The sequence below is a fragment of the Luteibacter sp. P4_E6 genome (assembly GCF_056401535.1).
In genome coordinates this window covers 39,290-59,564 of record NZ_JBFUJE010000001.1, presented here as the reverse complement: position 1 = coordinate 59,564, position 20,275 = coordinate 39,290, and the positions used below count along the sequence as shown (strand labels likewise).

At 63.9% G+C, this 20,275-nt stretch carries 15 protein-coding genes and 2 pseudogenes; 4 read left to right on the top strand and 13 right to left on the bottom strand.

Annotated features, from left to right (window positions below; genetic code table 11):
* Positions 1-1,830: cytochrome o ubiquinol oxidase subunit I (gene cyoB / locus AC1DT2_RS00225; RefSeq protein WP_477293310.1), on the bottom strand; the 1,830-nt coding region annotated here is incomplete at its 3' end.
* 67 nt (positions 1,831-1,897) lie between these two features.
* Complete coding sequence (cyoA, locus tag AC1DT2_RS00220) at positions 1,898-2,959, bottom strand: ubiquinol oxidase subunit II (RefSeq protein ID WP_477293306.1); 1,062 nt, start codon at positions 2,957-2,959, stop codon at positions 1,898-1,900.
* A gap of 154 nt (positions 2,960-3,113) precedes the next feature.
* On the opposite strand from cyoA, the gene AC1DT2_RS00215 reads away from it, so the two are divergent.
* On the top strand, positions 3,114-4,466 hold the full coding sequence (locus tag AC1DT2_RS00215; RefSeq protein WP_477293304.1) for an MFS transporter: 1,353 nt from the start codon (positions 3,114-3,116) through the stop codon (positions 4,464-4,466).
* 88 nt (positions 4,467-4,554) lie between these two features.
* Here AC1DT2_RS00215 and AC1DT2_RS00210 read toward each other — a convergent pair whose 3' ends face one another.
* Positions 4,555-5,541, bottom strand: coding sequence for an NAD-dependent epimerase/dehydratase family protein (locus AC1DT2_RS00210; RefSeq protein ID WP_477293302.1), 987 nt, complete (start codon positions 5,539-5,541; stop codon positions 4,555-4,557).
* A gap of 13 nt (positions 5,542-5,554) precedes the next feature.
* A complete protein-coding gene (locus AC1DT2_RS00205; RefSeq protein WP_063573006.1) occupies positions 5,555-6,097 on the bottom strand; it encodes a DUF2058 domain-containing protein in 543 nt (180 codons plus the stop codon).
* Between the two features lie 105 nt (positions 6,098-6,202).
* On the opposite strand from AC1DT2_RS00205, the gene AC1DT2_RS00200 reads away from it, so the two are divergent.
* Positions 6,203-9,313, top strand: a complete 3,111-nt coding sequence (locus tag AC1DT2_RS00200; protein WP_477293299.1) for a discoidin domain-containing protein — start codon at positions 6,203-6,205, stop codon at positions 9,311-9,313.
* Positions 9,314-9,315: 2 nt separating this feature from the next.
* Here AC1DT2_RS00200 and AC1DT2_RS00195 read toward each other — a convergent pair whose 3' ends face one another.
* The 4 genes from AC1DT2_RS00195 to hmpA all read right to left on the bottom strand — a co-directional run bounded on the left by AC1DT2_RS00195 (position 9,316) and on the right by hmpA (position 11,791).
* Positions 9,316-9,612 (bottom strand): hypothetical protein, encoded by a 297-nt coding sequence (locus AC1DT2_RS00195; RefSeq protein WP_477293297.1) that lies wholly within the window; start codon positions 9,610-9,612, stop codon positions 9,316-9,318.
* On the bottom strand, positions 9,609-9,749 hold the full coding sequence (locus AC1DT2_RS00190) for a hypothetical protein (RefSeq protein WP_477293295.1): 141 nt from the start codon (positions 9,747-9,749) through the stop codon (positions 9,609-9,611). Before AC1DT2_RS00190 ends, AC1DT2_RS00195 begins: the two co-directional genes overlap by 4 nt.
* 53 nt (positions 9,750-9,802) lie before the next feature.
* A complete protein-coding gene (locus tag AC1DT2_RS00185; RefSeq protein ID WP_477293292.1) occupies positions 9,803-10,354 on the bottom strand; it encodes a fimbrial protein in 552 nt (183 codons plus the stop codon).
* A gap of 255 nt (positions 10,355-10,609) precedes the next feature.
* The gene (hmpA, locus tag AC1DT2_RS00180; protein WP_477293290.1) at positions 10,610-11,791 is read right to left on the bottom strand and encodes an NO-inducible flavohemoprotein; all 1,182 of its coding nucleotides are present in this window, start codon (positions 11,789-11,791) and stop codon (positions 10,610-10,612) included.
* Between the two features lie 145 nt (positions 11,792-11,936).
* On the opposite strand from hmpA, the gene norR reads away from it, so the two are divergent.
* Positions 11,937-13,487 (top strand): nitric oxide reductase transcriptional regulator NorR, encoded by a 1,551-nt coding sequence (gene norR, locus AC1DT2_RS00175; RefSeq protein WP_477293288.1) that lies wholly within the window; start codon positions 11,937-11,939, stop codon positions 13,485-13,487.
* 9 nt (positions 13,488-13,496) lie between these two features.
* On the opposite strand, the gene AC1DT2_RS00170 is transcribed toward norR, so the two are convergent.
* Positions 13,497-14,891, bottom strand: a complete 1,395-nt coding sequence (locus AC1DT2_RS00170) for a sugar porter family MFS transporter (protein WP_082878892.1) — start codon at positions 14,889-14,891, stop codon at positions 13,497-13,499.
* A 330-nt stretch (positions 14,892-15,221) separates the two neighbouring features.
* On the opposite strand from AC1DT2_RS00170, the gene AC1DT2_RS00165 reads away from it, so the two are divergent.
* The gene (locus tag AC1DT2_RS00165; protein WP_477293286.1) at positions 15,222-15,977 is read left to right on the top strand and encodes a helix-turn-helix domain-containing protein; all 756 of its coding nucleotides are present in this window, start codon (positions 15,222-15,224) and stop codon (positions 15,975-15,977) included.
* On the opposite strand, the gene AC1DT2_RS00160 is transcribed toward AC1DT2_RS00165, so the two are convergent.
* From AC1DT2_RS00160 to pbpC, 4 genes and pseudogenes are all read right to left on the bottom strand, one after another.
* Positions 15,974-16,399: a VOC family protein gene (locus tag AC1DT2_RS00160; protein WP_063570743.1), complete on the bottom strand. Its 426-nt coding sequence runs from the start codon at positions 16,397-16,399 to the stop codon at positions 15,974-15,976. The two genes, AC1DT2_RS00165 and AC1DT2_RS00160, sit on opposite strands and share 4 nt — an antisense overlap.
* A 31-nt stretch (positions 16,400-16,430) precedes the next feature.
* Positions 16,431-16,880: pseudogene (locus tag AC1DT2_RS00155) on the bottom strand (methyl-accepting chemotaxis protein); the annotation flags it as partial.
* 93 nt (positions 16,881-16,973) lie between these two features.
* Positions 16,974-17,696: pseudogene (locus AC1DT2_RS00150) on the bottom strand (PAS domain-containing protein); the annotation flags it as partial.
* Positions 17,697-17,900: 204 nt separating this feature from the next.
* Positions 17,901-20,267, bottom strand: coding sequence for a penicillin-binding protein 1C (gene pbpC, locus AC1DT2_RS00145; RefSeq protein ID WP_477293285.1), 2,367 nt, complete (start codon positions 20,265-20,267; stop codon positions 17,901-17,903).
* Positions 20,268-20,275 lie beyond the last annotated feature (8 nt).

Here is a 20,275-nt window from a genome sequence, read left to right as displayed (position 1 = left end):
GAAAATGTGCCAGATCATGGCGAAGCCGATGACGAAGGCGAAGGCTGCGATGTAGACACCGGCCGCGGTGTTCTTCGGCATGTGGATCGGCAGGTAGCCTTCGGTACGACGCGCGGCGTTGCGCTCCTTCATCTGCCACCAGGCATCCTGTTCGTGGATGACCGGGGTGAAGGCGAAGTTGTAGGACGGCGGCGGCGACGAGGTCGACCACTCCAGCGTGCGCCCGTGCCACGGATCGCCCGTCACATCGCGCAGGGCCTCACGACGCTTGATGCTGACGAAGATCTGGATGAGAAACGCTGCGATGCCACCAGCGATGAGCAGGGCGCCGAAGGCGGCGATGATGAACCAGATCTGCAGGGACGGGTCTTCGAAGTGGTTCATGCGGCGGGTGACGCCCATGARGCCSAGCACGTAGAGCGGCATGAAGGCGAMATAGAAGCCGGTCAGCCACAGCCAGAACGACCACTTGCCCCAGTACGAATCGAGCTTGAAGCCGAAAGCCTTCGGGAACCAGTAGTTGATGCCGGCGAAGACACCGAAGATCACGCCGCCGATGATCACGTTATGGAAATGCGCGATCAGAAACAGGCTGTTGTGCAGCAGGAAGTCCGCCGGGGGCACGGCGAGCATGACGCCGGTCATGCCGCCGATCACGAAGGTGACCATGAAGCCCATCGTCCACAGCATCGGCACTTCGAACTGGATGCGGCCACGGTACATCGTGAACAGCCAGTTGAAGATCTTSGCSCCYGTGGGGATCGAGATGATCATCGTGGTGATRCCGAAGAASGMGTTGACSSWSGCGCCGGACCCCATSGTGAAGAARTGRTGCAGCCATACCAGGTACGACAGCACCGTGATCACGACGGTGGCGTAGACCATGGAYGCATAGCCGAASAGMCGCTTGCSGCTGAASGTGGCGACCACTTCGGARAASAYGCCGAACASCGGCAGSACSAGGATGTAGACCTCGGGATGGCCCCAGATCCAGATCAGGTTCACGTACATCATGGCGTTGCCGCCGAAGTCGTTCGTGAAGAAGTTGGTGCCGGCGTAGCGGTCGAGCGAGAGCAGCGCGAGTACGGCCGTCAGCACCGGGAAGGCGGCGACGATCAGCACGTTGGTGCACAGCGAGGTCCAGGTGAAGACGGGCATCTTCATCATGGTCATGCCCGGGGCCCGCATCTTGATGATGGTGGCAAGCAGGTTGATGCCGGAGAGGGTCGTTCCCACACCGGCCACCTGTAGCGACCATATGTAGTAGTCGACCCCGACATCCGGACTGGCCGCCAACCCGGAAAGCGGCGGATAGGCCAGCCAACCCGTGCGGGCGAACTCACCGACGAACAGCGAGGCCATGACCAGCATGCCGCCGGCCACGGTCATCCAGAAGCTGAAGTTGTTGAGGAACGGGAACGCGACATCGCGTGCGCCGATCTGCAGCGGCACCACGAAGTTCATCAGACCGGTGACGAAGGGCATCGCCACGAAGAAGATCATGATCACGCCATGGGCGGTGAAGACCTGGTCGTAGTGATGCGGCGGCAGAAAGCCGGGGTTGCCGTTGAAGGCCATGGCCTGCTGGGCGCGCATCATGATGGCGTCGGAGAAGCCGCGTAGCAGCATTACCACGCCGAGCACCATGTACATGATGCCGATCTTCTTGTGATCGATGCTGGTGAACCACTCGCTCCAGAGGTAGCCCCAGAGCTTGTACTTGGTCAGCACCGCCAGCAGGGCGATGCCTCCGAGGGCGACCGCGGCAAACGTGCCGATGAGAATCGGCTCGTGGTACGGGATCGCCTCGATGGTGAGGCGTCCGAAGATCAGTGTGACTAGATCGGGTGTGTTCATTACCGGACTCGGCGAGGCTTGAATCGGAAAAGGCGGCCGCTCAGAGCGGACGTCCGGCAGGTGTCACCGGCGCACCGGTAGCGCCGCGGGCGGTGCACAGGGCACCCACGTAGCGCTTGCCATCGTCGGCGACACCCAGGCGCGAGCGGGTACCAGCGTCGAGCGAGGTGACGTTGTACGCGCCCACCACGCCCTGTCCGCCCTGCTGGTCGATCGCCATCATGTCGCTCATGCACATGCGGTTCGATTCGACACAACGGTTGAGGATCGCGCTGTACAAGCCAGGCGCGACGGTTTTGTAGTAGTGCACCGGTTCGCGCTCGCTGGGTTGCTCGAGCTTGAGGTAGTCCTCGCGGCTCAGGGTATTGCCATCGGCGCGGGCCTTGGCCACCCAGGCGTTGAAGTCGCCGTCGGACAGGCTATGAAAGCGGAAGCGCATGTCGGAGAAGCCGGCGCCGCTGTAGTTGGCCGAAAGTCCTTCGAAGTCGCCCGTTTTGTTCATCACCGCGTGGAGCTTGGTCTCCATGCCCGGCATGGCATAGATCATGCCTGCCATCGAAGGGACGAAGAACGCGTTCATGACGTTCGAGGCGGTGATATGGAACTCGATCGGGCGATCGACCGGGGCCGCCATCTCGTTCACCGTGGCAATGCCCTGCTCCGGGTAGAGGAACAGCCACTTCCAGTCCAGCGCGACGACTTCGACCACGAGCGGCTTGGTGCCTTCGGCGACCGGGCGGGAGGCGTCGATCTTATCCAGCGGGCGGTAGGGGTCCAGCTTGTGCGTGCTGGTCCAGGTGATGGCGCCCAGCGCGATGATGATCAGCAGCGGAGCCGACCAGATCAGCAGTTCCAGGACCGTGGAATGGTTCCAGTCCGGGGCATAGTCGTCGTGGTTCTTGTTCGATTCCCGATACTTCCAGGCGAACATGAACGTCATCGCGATCACCGGGATGATGATGATCAACATCAGCACCACGGAAATAATGATGAGATCGCGCTGCTGCCGAGCGATGTCGCCGGAGGGCGAAAACAGCACGGCGTCGCAGCCCGACAAGAGCAGGACCAAAGCGGGGATCAGCAATCCGCGCATCATCTTCATGGACATTCGCATGATGGAGGCAACCGTGGGGACACGAAAAAATACGCCTAACCGCCTTTCAAGGCCATAGGACACTTTGTCCCATGGCCCTACAAGCCGAGTGGTGCGATCCTTCGCTATCCTGCACTCAATTCCCAAGACCGGGCCGAATACGATGTCGAGCATTTCACACGCCCATCACAATGCCGCGGAAGGCGCCGAACAGGATGTCCGCCGCCAGCACGAGACCAGCCACGCCGCCGTCGCCCCAGGCGAAATCGCGGTCGGCGTCGTCATCGGCCGTGCCTCCGAATACTTCGACTTCTTTACGTACGGCATCGCGTCCGTCCTCGTCTTTCCGTCGGTGTTCTTTCCGTTCCTGAGCCAGCTGGACGGCATCCTTGCCGCTTTCGCCATCTTCTCGCTCGCGTTCATCGCCCGGCCGCTCGGCACCACGTTGTTCATGGCCATCCAGCGCAACTGGAGCCGGAGCACCAAGCTCACGGCGGCATTGTTCCTGCTGGGCACGTCAACGGTGTGCATTGCCTTCCTGCCGGCGAACACGTCGCACGGGTACGCCGTCATTGTGATTCTCTCGGTGCTGCGCTTCTTGCAGGGCATTGCGCTCGGCGGCTCCTGGGATGGCCTGCCCTCCCTGCTCTCGCTCAATGCGCCCAAGGGCCGTCGTGGCTGGTATTCCATGCTCGGCCAGCTCGGCGCGCCGGTAGGCTTCCTGATCGCGGCGTCGCTGTTCCTGTTCCTACACACCCAGCTCTCCCCCGAAGACTTCCTCAGCTGGGGCTGGCGCTACCCCTTCTTCGTCGCCTTCGCGATCAACGTGGTGGCCCTGTTCGCCCGGCTGCGCCTGGTCGTGACCGAGGAATACACCCAGTTGCTGGAAGAGCGCGAGCTCGAGCCCATCGGCATCATCGAGATGGTGACGGCCCAGGGTTACAACCTGTTTATCGGCGCTTTCGCGGCCCTGGCCAGCTACGCCCTGTTCCACCTGGTCACCATCTTCCCGCTTTCCTGGATCGCACTGAACCGCTCGCAGGACATCAACGACGTCCTCGTGGTGCAGCTGATCGGGGCGTTTCTGGCGATCCTGGGCACCATGGCCTCGGGCGTCATCGCCGACAAGTTCGGTCGCCGCAACACCCTGGGCAGCATGGCCGTGCTGATCGCCCTGTTCGCCATTGCGTCGCCCTGGCTGCTCGGCGGCGGCAAGGTCGCGCAGGATGCCTTCCTGCTGATCGGCTTCGCCTTGCTGGGCCTGTCTTATGGTCAGGCCGCCGGCACGGTCACGGCGAATTTCGCCAAGCGTTACCGTTACACCGGCGCCGCCCTGACCTCCGACTTCGCCTGGCTGTTCGGCGCGGCCTTCGCCCCGCTGGTGGCCCTGGGGCTTTCGACCCGCTTCGGCCTGGGCGCAGTGAGCGTTTATCTGCTTTCGGGCGCGGCCTGCACGCTGCTGGCGCTGCGGATCAATAAGGCGCTGGAGACGGATCGGTCCAAGCCGGTCGTCTGACGGGTCGAGAGCGTCGCCGATGCATCGGCTCCTGCCGAGCGGGGCGTGCCTTGCCTGGTGGGAGCCGCTTCAGCGGCGATGGCGGCCCTCAACCGATAACCGGATACGGGCCTTCATCAAACGCGACGTCGTGATACCCCTTCACCCCGATTGCCCGGGCCATGTCGCTGCGGAAGTCCTCCCCGCGACGTAAGCACTCGAGCGCAAAGGCGAAGTCCCGCCGGGGCTTCCAGCCCAGCTCCCGTGACGCCAGACCGCTGTCGTAGACACGATCCAGGCTCGGCAGCAGCCTCCAGCCACGCGCGGCGTAAAGCGCATCCACGTCGGGAAACAGCTTACGCACAACGGCGGCCGCATCCGCGCGCAAGGCCGCAGCGTCGTTTCGGGTGAACGGGGGCGGGGCTGAGACGATGTATCGCCCGAAACCGATGTCCGGTGCGCGGGCGACCGCCCGCAGATGCGCCTCGACGATGTCTTCGATATCAGCCCTGCGATAGAGAAGCTCGTTAGCCTGCATGTTCAGTGTGCCGTACTCGGCACGTACGCCTGCATTGTCGTCATCTTCGGGGAAGAAGCGCGACGTTCGCAGCACGATGACAGCGAGGCCGTCGTTGCGCGCCACCAGTTCGCACATGCCCTCGGCGGCGATCTTGGTTGCCCCGTAGATGTTCTTCGGGATGGGAACCACGTCCTCGTCGATCCAGGTCGCCGGTTCGCCCGGTCGCGGCGAGAGCGCCGCGCCGAAGGCACTCGTTGTGCTGGTAAAAACGAAAGCCTTCACGCCGTGCGCCACGGCGGACTCGAGCAGCGCCACGGTGCCCGCCACGTTGGTATCGACGAACTCGCGCCTGGAATGCGTGGCGATGTGCGGCTTGTGCAGGGTGGCGCTGTGGATCACGGCCGTGGCGCCGGACATGGCGTCGCGGACAAAAGCCTCATCCGCGATCGAGCCCACGTGGTCGGTGAACGGCGACGCCTTGATGTCGATGCCGCGGACCTCGCGGCCCTCGGCGCGAAGCCGGCGGACGATCGCCTCACCCAGGTGTCCGGCGCTGCCGGTGACCAGAACGCTCATCGGCAACCGCTCCTTACCAGATCAGGTCATCCGGGACGACGAACTGCTTGTAATAGTCGTCATCGTCGTCGGCGGGGAGCGGCGCGCTGTCCGTACGGCCATGGTCGGAGACGACCACGTCCGAGACACGCATGTGGATCTTGTCCGCCGCCGCGCGCGGGATCAGCTCGTAGCGGTCATCGAGTTTTGCAATCGCCAGCACGCCGCCAGCCAGCTGGGCGCGAAGCGGCTCGCTCACCAGCAGGCTGGTGATCTTTTCGCCATCGGTGAAGCGATACGCAATCTCGCCGTCGCGCTTCACCCGGGTGGTTTCGACGATCTGGCGTACCTGGGCGCGAATTTCCTTCTTCCGCGCCTCGGCGTTGCGCTCGGCAGCAATGGCGCGATCGCGTTCGGCGCGCTCGGCCTGGAGCTTGCGTGCGTCGACCTGGGCTTCGTCGGCAACGACGGGCGCTTTGCCCTGGCGCTGCTTGGCCTGCTCGCGCACGACCTTGGCGATCTTGTCCTTCTTGACCAGACCGGCCTTGAGCAACTGTTCCTGCAGTGGATTACGCATATCGGGGCATTCGTAAGGTCGCGAGACCACCGATTCTAGCGCCGAAGGCTTGGTTACATGGCGTTACGTGCCTAGGCTTGGTGACCTCCCCGGAGGTACGCACCCATGTCCGATCGCCACACCCGGCGCGCCACGCGCCTGACGCTCGCCCTGCTCGGGTTGCTGGCCACCCCGACGTTCGCTGCCGATGGGGTGCCGCCCCGAAGCGAATGGAAGGCCACAAGCTCATCGCAGCAGGTGCCGGCGCTGGCGCCCGCCCATGCCATTGACACCGACGAGACCACGCGCTGGGGCGGCAGCTTCAGCCCGGGGCAATGGTTCCAGGTGGACCTGGGCAGGATCGCGAGCATCGGCGGCGTTCGCATCCATTGGGACAGTGGCTTTGCGGCTTCGTACTCGATCCAGGTTTCGACCGATGGCACCACGTTCCGAACCGTGTACGCCGTGACCGATTCGCCGGGCGGCACGGAATACCTCGTCTTTCCGGCGGCTGAGGCGCGCTACGTTAGGCTGGCCGCGCCGGAGCGGACGGCCGACTGGGGTGTCTCGGTGTTCGAGTTCGAGCCCTTCGCGGCAAGCGACGTGGCGCGCATTCGCGGCCTCGACGGCAAGGACGATGGCGCCTCGCTCTGGGCTGACGGAACCACCCGGACCATCGTCGGGAAGGGACCCAAGGGCACGCGGCAGCTGGATATCGCCCTGCCGCGGCCGGCGAACATCACTGGGCTCGAGATCGAGTGGGCAGGACCGCGCAACGGTGCCTCGCTGGAGGGACGAGACACAAAGGGCCGATGGGCCACGATCGACAGTGACCCCGGCAGTGCGGGGGACAGCTCGTATCTCGCCGCGCGCGAGCCAACCGATATCGAGGCGCTGCGTCTGGTCGTCGGATTGAAGGAAGGCGTAGCGCCTTCAGTGAAGCGCCTGCGACTCCTCGGCCCGCTGCGCGTGATGACGCCCATGAAGCGCTACCAGGTGATCGCCTCCCGGACGAATGCGGCCCTGTTTCCCTCTTCGCTACATATGCAGCAGGTGTACTGGACGGCGGTCGGCGTCCCGGCGGGCTTGCAGAAATCCATCTTCGACGAGTATGGAAATATCGAGCCGTACAAGGGCGGCCCTCTGGTGCAGGCCATCTGGCGCGATGTTTCCGGGCACACCAGCGTCTCGGATGGTTCGGAACGGACGCATGCACTTCGCGATGGGTGGAAGCCGATGCCGTCGGTAGGCTGGGTGGCGCAGCCCGGCCTTGCTGTCAGCAGCGAAGCCTTTGCCAAGCAGGAGGGTTCGCAGTCCGTCGTGATGCTTCGTCATCGATTGACAAATACGGGCAACACGACGGTGGACGGAACGTTGTCGCTCGTCGTAAGGCCGATTCAGGTCAACCCGCCCTGGCAGAACGGTGGTGCCTCGCCGATTCATGACATCGCTCTGGTTGGCGATGCATCCCACACGAGCGTGCGCGTCGAAGGGCGCACCTTGCTGGCCTCGCTCACACCGGTAGATGCCTCAGGGGCCGCAGCGTTCGGTGCACACGGCGAAACCGAGATCACAGGCACGGTTGCCGCGGGCAAGGTTCCGCCCGCGCGTGAAGCGCACGACGATGATGGGCTCGCCGCAGCGGCGCTCGACTACCGTGTGCATTTGGCGCCTGGCGAGACGCGCGACATCGTGCTGGCGTTTCCTCTGGGTGATGCCGCGGCGGATGCGAACGGCCATCTCCCCGAACCGCCCGCGATCAATCGGGATGCGCTGCAAGCCGAGACATTCGACACGCTGTCCGACCGCGTCTCGGACGAATGGCAAAAGCGCCTCGGCGGCGTCGGCATTTCCTTGCCCGACGAATCGCTCGTGAACCTTCTCCGCTCGCAAGCCGCCTATATGCTTGTCAACCAGACCGGTCACGCGATGCAGGCGGGCCCTCGCAACTACAACCGCTCCTTCATTCGGGACGGTGCGGCGACGGCATCGATCCTGCTGCGCATGGGTGAGACGAAGACCGCACGCGACTACCTCGACTGGTACGCCACCCACGCGGTGCACGAGAACGGCCTGGTCTCGCCCATCCTCAATGCCGACGGCAGCGTCAATCGCGGCTTCGGCTCCGACATCGAGTACGACAGCCAGGGCGAATTCATCAACCTGGTGGCAGACGTGGCGCGTTTCGGTGGTGGTCCTGCCAGCGTGAAGGCGTACGAACCGAAGGTACGTGCGGCAATGCATTTCATGCAGGAGTTACGCGAACGGACCATGGCTCCCGGCTATCTCGGCGATCTTCCGGCACCCGAGCGATTCCACGGCATCATCGCACCGTCGATCAGTCATGAAGGTTATTCGAGTCCCACGCATAGCTACTGGGATGACTACTGGGCACTGAAGGGCTGGCACGATGGTGCATGGCTTGCCGAGCAGTGGGGCGACAAGGAGCTCGCCGCTTACGCACATGCCCAGTACGCCGCACTGCGCGAATCCTTGCGCAAGTCGATCGTTGCGACGATGGCGTGGAAGGGCATCGATACAATTCCCGCAGCGGCGGACCTGGGCGACGGCGATCCGACGGGCGTGTCCATTGCGCTCGATCCGGCGGGACAGATGGACGTACTGCCGGCTGAGGCGCTACGTCGCACCTTCGATCGCTATCTTGCCGATGTGCGCAAGCGTGAGGCGCCAGGGGAATTGTTCGCCTATACGCCGTATGAGCTGCGTAACGTGCTCACCTATGTTTACCTCGATCGCCCGAAGGACGCCGCCGAGCTACTTGCTGACATCGTCCGCGACCGCCGCCCGCCAGAGTGGAACATGTGGGCGGAGGTGGTTCATTCACGGCCGCGGCACCCAGGGTACCTCGGAGACATGCCGCATACCTGGATCGGCTCGGAGTATGCGCGAACGATCTTCGGGATGTTGATGCGGGAGGCGGATGATGGGCTTTACCTGTTGCCGGGGGTACCGCCTTCGTGGGTTGCCGGGAAGGGATTGTCGGTGACAAAGCTGCCGGTGGCTTATGGGTCGTTGAGCATGACGGCGAGACGCGACGGCGAACGACTGACCATCACCCTCGATAACGGCATCCGACCGGGGACGCCCGTACGCGTGTTCTGGCCAGATCGGATGAAGCCGCGGAAGGTCACTGTGGACGGGAAAACCGTATCGGGTTACGACGCCGATGGCGTCCAGCTGGGAAAGCCATTCCATACGCTCGTCGTCGACTACTGACCTCACAGGAAGTCGACGCGAATCGTGACCGGGCGAGTGAACGCGCCACCGCCCACGCTGTAGCGCGACTCACGCAGGCGCACGTAGAAGTCGAAATCCTCGCCAGTGGCCAGCGCGTTCGCCTGGTAGGGCTTCCCGGGCTCGATCGTGCGCTTTGTTTCGTCGGCGATTTCCAGGCCGACGTGCGCCGGTGCGCTGCCGAGCATCCGGAAGAGCTGCGGCGCGTTGGTGTCGGCGTCCGCTGGCGTACCGAAGATGAACTGCGCGATCTGTCCGGCGGGCTCCTTGCACTCTTTCACGGTGAGCTGAAAATTGAAACGAAACGGGTGCCACTCATGACCACGCTGGCCACGGCCGGCGCGCTGTTCACGGCGACACCGAGTAACACCAGGGCAAGGCAAAGCCACCGCGAGCGGTGATGGAAGTGTTTTTTCATGACGTTCTCTGGGCAGGTCGGTCGCCAATCGAGCACGGCGACCGACGTCTTGCTTACGGTTCGAAGCGGATCGTGTACTTCACCGAACCACCCGCCTTACCCGGGCCGACCGATGCGGCGATCTGCTCGAAGGCCACGACGTGGGCGAGAATCGCCTGATTGTTGTCGACGACCTTCTTCACGACCTGCTGGTCGCCCCAGATGTCGATGGGTGCCAGGTTTTCGTTAAGGAGGCGGAACTGCACGCCCGTCGCCGTACCACTGGTGACTTTCACCATGCCCGTGTTGATGTCGGTCAGCGTGCTGTCCGGATCGAACGAGGCCCACACCTTGGTGGTATCGGTGCAGGTTGTTTCACCGGTCTTGCCGACATAGATACGGAAACCGGTCTCGCCGACACGCGTGCCGATGCCCGTGAACTTCGAACCGTCTACGCCGGCCAGGGAGACGGTGAAGTCCGGACCGACGCCGCCCTCACCACTGACACTGCAGGAGACGTTGGTGATCTCACCGTCGAAGGTGATCGTACCGTCCGAAGCGGCGAAGGCCGACGGTGCGGCCAGACCCGCGAAGAGCAGGGCGGAAAGTGTTGCCTTGAGGTTCATCCAATTAACCTTTTACTGTTTTTTGTGTTGATCGACGGCCGAAGCGGCCGCCGGCGTCAGGGAGACACGGGGTCATCCCCGCGCATCACGCAGCCGAGCTCGACCAACGCGAGCGCCAGTAGAAGTTTGTAGGAGTTACCCTTCGATCCATATGGAAGATTACTCAAAAGTAAGGTTTTCTTACGTTGAGTGAGGGCGCCACCGCGTCCGTTTGGGGATCGTTCTCAAGACGTGGCGGCACTCACGTGGTAAGCGTCAGTCGAGCGATGAGGCCGGCCCGAAGAACTCGTACTTCGCCCGGGCATCAGGCACGCCCAGGTCGCGCAGTGCCCGCCGCACGGCCTTCATGAAAGGCTTCGGCCCCAGGTAGTAGGCGTCCATCGTGTCGATGGCCGGCAGCCACGCAGCGAGAAGGTCCTTGTCGAGGAAACCGGTCGCGTCGGGTTCGGCGTCACCCTTGCGCGGCGCCTCGTAGCAGTAGTACCGGCGAAGCTTGGGATGCTCCGCCGCGAGGTTGTCGATGACATCTCGAAAGGCATGCACGCCGCCATGACGCGCCGAATGGATGAAGTGAATCGGGCGTTCCGTCGCCAGCGCGGCCTGCAGCATGGCCAACGTCGGCGTGATGCCGACACCACCGCTGATGAGCACGAGTGCGCGGTCGTTATGCTCGAGCACGAAGTGGCCCGAGGGCGGAAAGAGTTCAACCGTGTCGCCTACCTGGATGTGGTCATGCAGGTGGTTGGACACCAGGCCGCCGGTTACCCGCTTGACGCTTATCCGGTAGCCCTTTTCATTCGACGCGGCCGACAACGAGTAGTTACGGCGCGCATCCTGGTTGCCCACGAGGACGCGCAGGCCGATGTACTGGCCCGGCGCATGAGCGATGACAGCGCCGCCGTCTTCCGGAACGAAGTGGAACGAGGTGATTTCGTCGCTCTCCTGCACCTTGTGCGCGACGACGAAGGTCCGCCCGTCGCGCCAGCCACCCGGGGTCGACGCCACGCGGTCATAGATGACTTCTTCGGCATCGCCGAGGATATCGGCCAGCTGCTGGTAGGCGACGCCCCAGGCCTCGAGCACCGCGTCCGTGGCGATGTCGGCACCCAATACCTCGCGGATGGCACGCAGCAAGGAAGCACCGACGACCGGATAGTGCTCGCGGCGAATCCTCAGCGATACGTGCTTGCTGATGATCGCGCCGACGAGGTCGCCGAGGGCTTCGAGCTTGTCGATGTGCCGTGCGTACATCAGCACGCCGTTGGCCAGCGCGCGCGGCTGCTCGCCTGTGGCCTGGTTGGCCTGGTTGAAGAAGGGACGCACCTCCGGATGCTCGTCGAGGAGGATGCGATAGAAGTGCGTCGTGAGCGCCTCACCACCCTGCTCGAGCAGGGGCACGGTGGAGCGGACGATGGCGCGGTGTTCGGCGGAAATCATGGGACTGCCTCTGGTTTTGGGTATGTCCTCTTTATTCACATCCCATGCCAGTTCTGACATTGTTTAAAGTTCATAGAGTTAGAATAGCGAAGGGTCGAAGTGACCCGCTCCGAGACCGGGTCACTTCGACCCTTACGAGGTCGATATGACTGCAGCACGTCCTGAACTCGATGCCCTGCTGCCGCTGGTCGACGATCTCTCCAGGGAGATTCCCGAGGCCGAGCGCTACCGGCGACTTCTCGATACCTTGCGCTTACTCGTGCCTTGCGACGCCAGCGCCCTGCTCCGTCTCGAGGGTCGCGAGCTCGTACCCCTGGCGGTCGACGGACTCACCGAGGACACGCTCGGCCGTCGCTTCGTCGTGGCGGACCATCCCCGGTTCGCCGCCTTGCTCGCGCAGGAAGGGCCGACCCTGTTCCCGCCCGATAGCGCCCTGCCCGATCCTTACGACGGCCTGGTGGAGGCTCATCTGCCGCTCGACGTGCATGACTGCATGGGCTGCCCCCTGGTGATCGACGGCAAGCCCTGGGGTCTGGTGACCCTCGATGCGCTGGAGGCAGGTCGCTTCGGACCGTCCGACCTCACTACCGTGCGCGCCTTTGCCAGCCTTGCCGCTGCCACGGTTTCGGTGGCCGAGCGGATGCGCGGCCTGCAGCGCTCCGCCGAGCACGAGCGTGCCCGCGCCGAAGGTTTCCGCCTGGCGGCCGGGCAAGTGCCCGGCCGCGCGCTTGCTGGCCGCAGCCCCGCCTTTCGGCGGCTGGTCGACGACATCGCCACCGTCGCCGGCAGCGACCTCACCGTACTGATCCGCGGCGAGACGGGCGTCGGCAAGGAACTGGTGGCCCAGGCCATCCATGCGGCCTCGCCGCGCGCCGACCGGCCGCTGATAGCGGTCAACTGCGCTGCGCTTCCCGAGCATCTGGTGGAGAGCGAGTTGTTCGGGCACGTGCGCGGTGCCTTCTCCGGCGCAACGACCGACCGCCGCGGCAAGTTCGAGCTCGCCGACCACGGCACGTTGTTTCTCGACGAAGTCGCCGACCTCTCCCTCGCGGCGCAGGCCACGCTGCTTCGCGTGATGCAGAGCGGCCAGCTGCAGCGGGTCGGGTCCGATCGCGAGCACCGGGTAAACGTACGAATCATTGCCGCAAGCAACCGCGATCTTGCCGATGAAGTGCGGGCCGGCCGCTGCCGTGCGGATTTCTACCACCGCATCAGCGTCTATCCACTACGTGTGCCAGCGTTGCGGGAGCGTGGTAACGACGTGTTGCTTCTGGCCGGTACGTTTCTCGAAGAGAATCGAGGCCGACTCGGTCTGGCAGGCCTCCGGCTGGCCAGTGACGCGCAAGCCGCCCTGCTCGCCTGGACGTGGCCGGGAAACGTGCGTGAGCTCGAACACACCATCGGCCGTAGCGCACTGAAGGCGCTGTCGCGGCAAGGGAGCAAGGCACGTGCGCTGACGTTGTCGGCGTCCGACCTCGACTTGCCCGTAGCGAAGACTGTGCCRGTCGCGGTACCCGAGAGCACCGATCAGATCACCGGCCTGTCACTCCGCGCCGATCTCGATCGCTACGAGCGCTCGGTCATCGAACRCAGTCTCCGTCGGAACGACAATAACTGGGCCGCCACGGCGCGAGAGCTCGGGATGGACCGTGCCAACCTGCGACGATCCGCAGCCCGGCTCGGCATCCCGAGATAGGCCCCAGGTTTACCGACCGATCCTGCGCAGCGGTTTGCCGCTCATCAGGTTGCTCTCGATCTGCTCCAGCGTCACGCCCTTCGTCTCCGGCACCAGCAAGAAAGTGAAAACGATGAACAGCGCGTTGAGTCCGCCATAGAGCCAGAAGGTCTGCGCATTGCCGATGCCGCTGAGCAGACTGAGGAAGGTCACGCCCACCACCCAGTTGGTAGCCCAGTTCGTAAACGTGGAGGCAGCGATACCGAAATCGCGCCCCTTAAGTGGCTGAACCTCCGAACACAGTGTCCAGATCAACGGACCGGCCGACATCGCGAAGCCGACGATGAAGAGCAGCAGCATGCCGACCGTAAAGAACTGCTCGCCGCGCGAGTGGATACCGAGTCCCATCATCGTGCCGACGACACCGAGGCCGATCGCCATGATGGTGAACCCGGCGTACAGGATTGGCTTGCGGCCCAGGCGATCGACGAGACCGAAGGCGATCAGGGTTGCCAGCACGTTCGTCAGGCCGACCGCCGCGGTGAACCACATCTGGGCGTGGGTGTCGTAACCCATGTCCTTGAAGATGCGCGGCGCGTAGTACATCACGACGTTCATGCCGGTAAATTGCTGCATGGCCTGCAGCAGCACGCCGAGGCCCACCGAGCGACGGAAGTTGCCGTTGTCCCGGAACATGCTCCAGCCGTGCTGCTTGGTCTTCAGCTGTTCGTCGATGGCGGCGATTTCCTGCTTTACCACCGCCTCGTCGCCGCGCAGCTTCGCAAGCACCACCTGGGCTTCCTCGCGACGGCCACGCATGAGCAACCAGCGCGGACTATCGGGAAGGAAGAACAGACCGATCAGGAAAAGTACGCCCGGAGCGGCGATGATGCCGAGCATCCAGCGCCAGTTACCGGTCGAGCTGAAGGCCGTGTCCGAGAGAAAGGCGAGAAGGATGCCCGTGGTGATCATCAGCTGATAGGTGGAGATCATGGCACCGCGAATTTTCTCCGGAGCCACTTCGGCAAGGTACAACGGCGCGGTAAACGTCGCCACGCCGATAGCCACGCCCAGTACGCAGCGCGCCACGATGAGAATCGTTGGCGACCCGGCGACCGCACAGAACAGCGAGCCACCGATGAACACCACGCCAGCGAACATCAGTGAGCGCTTACGGCCCAGTGTGGCGGACATCCAACCCGCGGCCAGCGCGCCGACGCACGCGCCCAACATCATCGAACTGACGATCCACTCCACCATGCTGTCCGACACCTTGAAGTCGGACTGGATGAACTGGGTCGCGCCCGAGATCACACCGATATCAAGGCCGAACATCAGCCCGGCGAGGGCGGCGAGGATACACGTGGTGACTATGGCCGCCTTCGGGTGGGCGGCCTTCGCTTCCTGTTTTACGGTGGCATCCATGGGATCGGTTCCTTATACGAAAAGGCAGATGCCAGGCATTGGATGCCTCGACATGTATCCGACCCGTATGCGATGTGTCGGCACGGGGTGAGTCCGCAAGAAAATGCGCGAAAACGGCAAAGTCGTTGAGAGTGGCTATCGCGATCGGCGACTGCCTTCATGATGGATGCAACCTCATCGCGCTGGCCTGTTCACCATGCGTCATTGCCGCGTCGCCGCGTGTATTTTCCGACGTTGACCACCGAAACACGCGAGCGTTGCCAAGCGTGACAAGCATTGGCCTGTGTTAGCGTCGATCTGTTAATCCTTACGCATATAACCGCCTTGCTCATGTCTTCCTCCCGCTCCCCGATTGACGATCCCACCCTCACCACGCGCGACGCCGCGCGCCTGCTTGGCATCTCCGTAAGCACCGCACAGAAGTGGATCGAAAGCGGCGCGCTCGAATCCTGGAAGACGCCCGGCGGCCATCGCCGTATGCGCCAGAGCGCGGTCATCGCGCTGCTCGAGGAACGCACGGCAATGTCCGCGGACTCCCTCCAATGCATGCCGCAGGAGTTACGAGCCGAGCGCTCTCCGAACTATCCGGTACCGCACGACGAAGCCGCACGACTACGTATGGTCGGCCGTACGGGCTTGCTGGACACGCCCGCCGATCCGGCATTCGATCGCATCACGCGGCTGGCCTTATTGATCGCAGGCACCCCGGTCTCGTTTATTTCGCTGCTCACCGCGAAGCGTCAGTGGTTCAAGTCGACGCAGGGAACGAAACTGCGGGAAACACCTCGCGCCCTGGCGTTCTGCAGCCACGCCATTCTCGGCGAGGACATGGTCACCGTCGAAGATACGCGGCAGGACGCGCGCTTCAACGCGAGCCCGCTGCTTGCCGGTGAGCCGCACATCCGCTTCTACGCGGGTTGCCCCCTGCGGGGTCCGGACGGCCATGCCCTGGGGACCCTGTGCGTTGTCGACCGCATGCCGCGACGGCTCGACGCCTCGCAGAAAGAAGGCCTGCGCGCGTTGGCGGATATCGCCGAAGATGAAATCCGCCTGTACATGGTGGAACACGGCCGCCGCTGGGGTTAACCAGGCAGCGGAGCCCACGGGTCGTAGCTGCCGAAGTACCACAGGTGACCCTCGGGATCGCGGGCGGAGTAACCGGCGCCGCCGTATTCCTTCTCTTCGTAGTCGTCGACGATACGCGCACCGCGGGACCTGGCGGTCTCATAGTGCGCCCGCACGTCGCTCACGAAGACGCAGGGACACTGCGTTTCGCGGCCGCCGACTTCATCGGGCTGAACCATGTGCTGGCTGAAAGGCGTGTCGTCGCGGGCCGAGCCGAGCATGATCATGCCGCCGCCGAAGGTCAGCTGAGCATGATCGACGATGTGCTGATGCTCCGCGTTGACGTACACGGCATGTTTTTCGAAACCGAACGCGGAGCAGAGGAAATCGATAGCCTCCAGGGCGTCCCGGTATCGCAGGCAGGGAACGATCGTGCTGTTCATGGCGTGAGCTCCTCGTCGGGGAGCCCCTACGTTACGCCAGTTCGGCCACGGCGCGCCGAACCGAGTCGATACCGTGGGCCTGCGTGTTCGTTGCCCGCGCCACGTCCGACACGCGGTCGAGCAACGCGCTGACCGCAGTCAGGATGTCACCCATGGCCGCCCCGGCCTCCCCGCTTCGCTCACTGCCTTCGCGGACGCGGTCGAGCGTGCTCTCGATCAGGCTGCGGATCTCCCGAGCGGACGCAGCACTGCGTTGCGAGAGCATGCGCACCTCCTGGGCCACGACGGCGAAACCCTTCCCATGGGTTCCGGAGCGCGCCGCCTCGATGGCGGCGTTCAGGGCCAGGATATTCGTCTGGAACGCGATCGAATCGATCAGGCTGACGATCTCCGCGATGTCCTGTGCACCGCCCTGTATGGCCGCCATGGTAGCGATGACCGCTTCGACCATGGCGCCGCCATCGGCGGCAGAACGACTTGCGTCGTTGGCCAGCGCATTCGTCACGCGTGCTTGCTCGGCGATGGCTGGCACGGTGTCGGCCAACTCCGTGAGAGAGGCATGAAGTGCGCGCGTGGCGCGCGTCTGCGCCGACACGTCGGTGGCGTACTTCACCACCTTGAACGGCCGCCCGGCCATGTCGAGGATCGGGTTGTAGCTACCCTGGATCCACACTTCGCGGCCTTGCCTATCGACGCGGCGATACAGCGACGAATCGTATTCGCCGCGTCCGAGCTTCTCCCAGAACGCCCGGTACTCGGCGCCTTCGCGGTCCACGCGATCGACGAACATCCGGTGGTGCTGGCCGATCACTTCGTCACGCGTGTAGCCCATGGTGGCAAGGAAGTTGTCGTTGGCGTCGAGGATGATGCCGTCGAGACTGAAACTGATAACGGCCTGGGCTTTGTCGATGGCAGCGAGGCGTCCTTCCATGTCGGCGGCACGCAGCCGCTGCTCGGTCACGTCGGTGGCGAACTTCACGACCTTGACCGGACGTCCGCGACCATCGAGCACCGGGTTATAGCTCGCCTGAATCCAGACCTCGCGCCCGTTCGCCCCGAACCGCCGATAGAGACCGACGTCGGGCTCCCCCTTGCCGAGGCGGGCCCAGAAATCGGCGTAGGCCGCGCTCCCTGCTTCCGATGGATCGACGAACATGCGGTGATGCCTGCCGATGATGTCCTCGCGCGCATAGCCGAGGGCTGCCAGGAAGTTGGCGTTCGCATCGAGGATGGTGCCGTCGAGCGCGAACTCAATCACGGCCTGGGTGCGATCGATCGCAGCGATCTTTCCGCGCATATCGGTTCGCGAATGTCCGAAGAGCGTGCGAAGACGCGTGACGATGTCGATGCGCATGATCGTTGCCTGCCCGATGACGGTGTTCGATCATTGTTATCGACACCTGCGGGGAAGAGCTGTAAGTGAGATGCCGATTTCGCGTACGGATTGCTGGTTATCGCCGATAAATCGGCTCCTACAAATCGCGGTTTTGACGAATCTGGTTTATTCGACGGCGCCGATCGTCAGATCACGTGAATCCGTGCGCCCGTGGTCGTCAACGACGCGAATGAGGAAACGTCCTGTGCGTTCGGGCGCCCACATAAGCGGCTGACCGCTCGCCACGCTCCCCAGGTAAGCGTCGTCGGCAAACCAGTAGAGCGCCCGGGAGCTGGCATCCGTCGTCGCAGCGAAAGTAATGCGTTCGCTGCCCAGGCGGGAAACGCGAATCTGATAGGTACTGCCCTTCAGCGGGGACGTGATCTTCGGCGGATCGCCGGCCAGCTGACCACCGCCCTGGCAATCCGGCAACGGTGGCGGCGTGCGGCGTGCCATGCCCGCCTGCGCGAAGACGCGCGCCAGGTCGGACGGCCAGTACTCGTACACCTCCGTCCGCGTACGTTCGGGATCGTAGGGTGGACAGGCCGGTTTCCCGCTGTCCTTGTCCACCACCACGGGACGATGGATGTTGCTCACGCGGATCGGCGACTTGCCTGGAATGAACCAGGTACTGCCCACCTGGGGGCACCATGCATTCGGAAGTTCGCCGCTAGCCAGGCAAATCGGCACGCGGCGGAGGTTGGGCGGATTCCGTCGGATCGGTTCCGCCAGCCCCGGCCGTTCGGCACGCAGGGCATCCGCGATACGGAAGAACAGCGGCGCGGCGGCATCCACGCCGACGAAAGCCGGGTTGCCGCTGCCGTCGAAATTGCCTATCCAGACCACCAGGACGTAAGGACCGAAGCTACCGGCTGTCCATGCATCCCGGAAACTCCACGACGTGCCGGTCTTCCAGTAAAGCGGCAACCGGGAAGGCTGGGCCGCCACCGCGTCATCCGGCCGCGGATTCTGGCGCAACATGTCCATGACCATGAAACTCGCTTCTTCGCTGAGCATCCTCGTGCCCTTCGTGCGCGGCTGGGCTGCAAGCGTACGCAGCGGGCGCAGTTCGCCGCGGTCGGCAAGCATGGCGTACAGGCCACCGAGCTCCTGCATGGTGACTTCCCCACCGCCGAGGACGAGGGCCAGTCCGTAATGTTTCTCGCTGGCCATGCGTGAGACGCCGGCGTCGTGCAGGAACTGGTACAGATTCGGGTTAGCGAGCCTGGCAGCGATCTGCACCGCGGGAATGTTGCGACTACGGACCAGGGCCTGCGTCGCCGTCACAGGGCCGAGGAAGTGACCGTCGAAATTCTCCGGCGTGTACGGACCGAACGCCGATGGCACGTCGCGAAGAACGGTTTCGGGATGAAGAAGGCCCTGGTCGAAGCCAAGGGCGTAGATGAAGGGCTTCAATGTCGACCCCGGCGAACGCTTCGCCTGCGTGCCGTTCACCTGCCCGAATATGGACGAGTCGAAGTAGTCGGCCGAACCGACCATCGCCTTGACGCCCATGTCGCGCGTGTCGATCAGGATCGCCGCGGCATTGCGGATGCCGCGGTCGCCACTGCGCTGCACGTACTGGCGAACCTGTCGCTCCAGACTGTGTTGCAGCCCGAGATCGAGCGTGGTCGTGATCCGCATGTCGTCGTCGCCATCGAGACGGCGCTCGGCGAGTACCTGCTCGACGAAGTGCGGTGCCTCGAAAGGCAGGCGCGATAGCGGGCGTAGCCGTAACGGCAGGTCGAACAGAGGTGCGGCGTTGGCATCGGCTGGGTGCTTCGTGATCCAGCGGCTAAAGAGACGATCGCGCGATGCCTTCAGCGCAATCCCGATGACGGCGCTGCCGTTGACATCACCCGGAAGTCCCCGGGACGGATCCTGCGGAATCACCGCCAGCGTCAACGCTTCCGGCAGGCTTAGTCTTGCCGGAGCCTTGCCGAAGTACGCAAGGCTGGCCGCGCCCACGCCTTCCACGTTGCGTCCATAGGGGGCGGCGTTGAGGTAGGCCTCGAGGATATCGTGTTTGGAATAGCGGGYCTCCAGCTGGACGGCGCGCATCGCCTGCACCAGTTTGCCTCGAGGACTCCGCGTGTCGAGATGCCAGATCAGCCGGGCAAGCTGCATGGTGATCGTGGAGCCCCCCTGCCGACTGCCATGCCTGGCATACGTCACCCAGGCACCGCGCACGAGACCCCACGCACTCACGCCAGGATGCCAACGGAAYCAACGATCCTCATGCAGCAGCACGCCATCGACGAAGGCGGGTGACATGTCTTCGAGCGGGACCCAGAGTCGGTAACGATCGTCGCTGGCGAGGGTAAGACGAAGTAGCCGGCCGTCTGCGTCGTAGACCGCCGTGGACGAGGGAAACCAGGCGCGCAACGGTTCGTGTGGCCAGCATCTGAGCACCACGGGTAAAGCGGCAAACAGCAGCAACGCCACAAGGGCGTTGTGCCATTTGATGCGACGGAAGCGGTGAAGACTGTTCATCGGTGCGA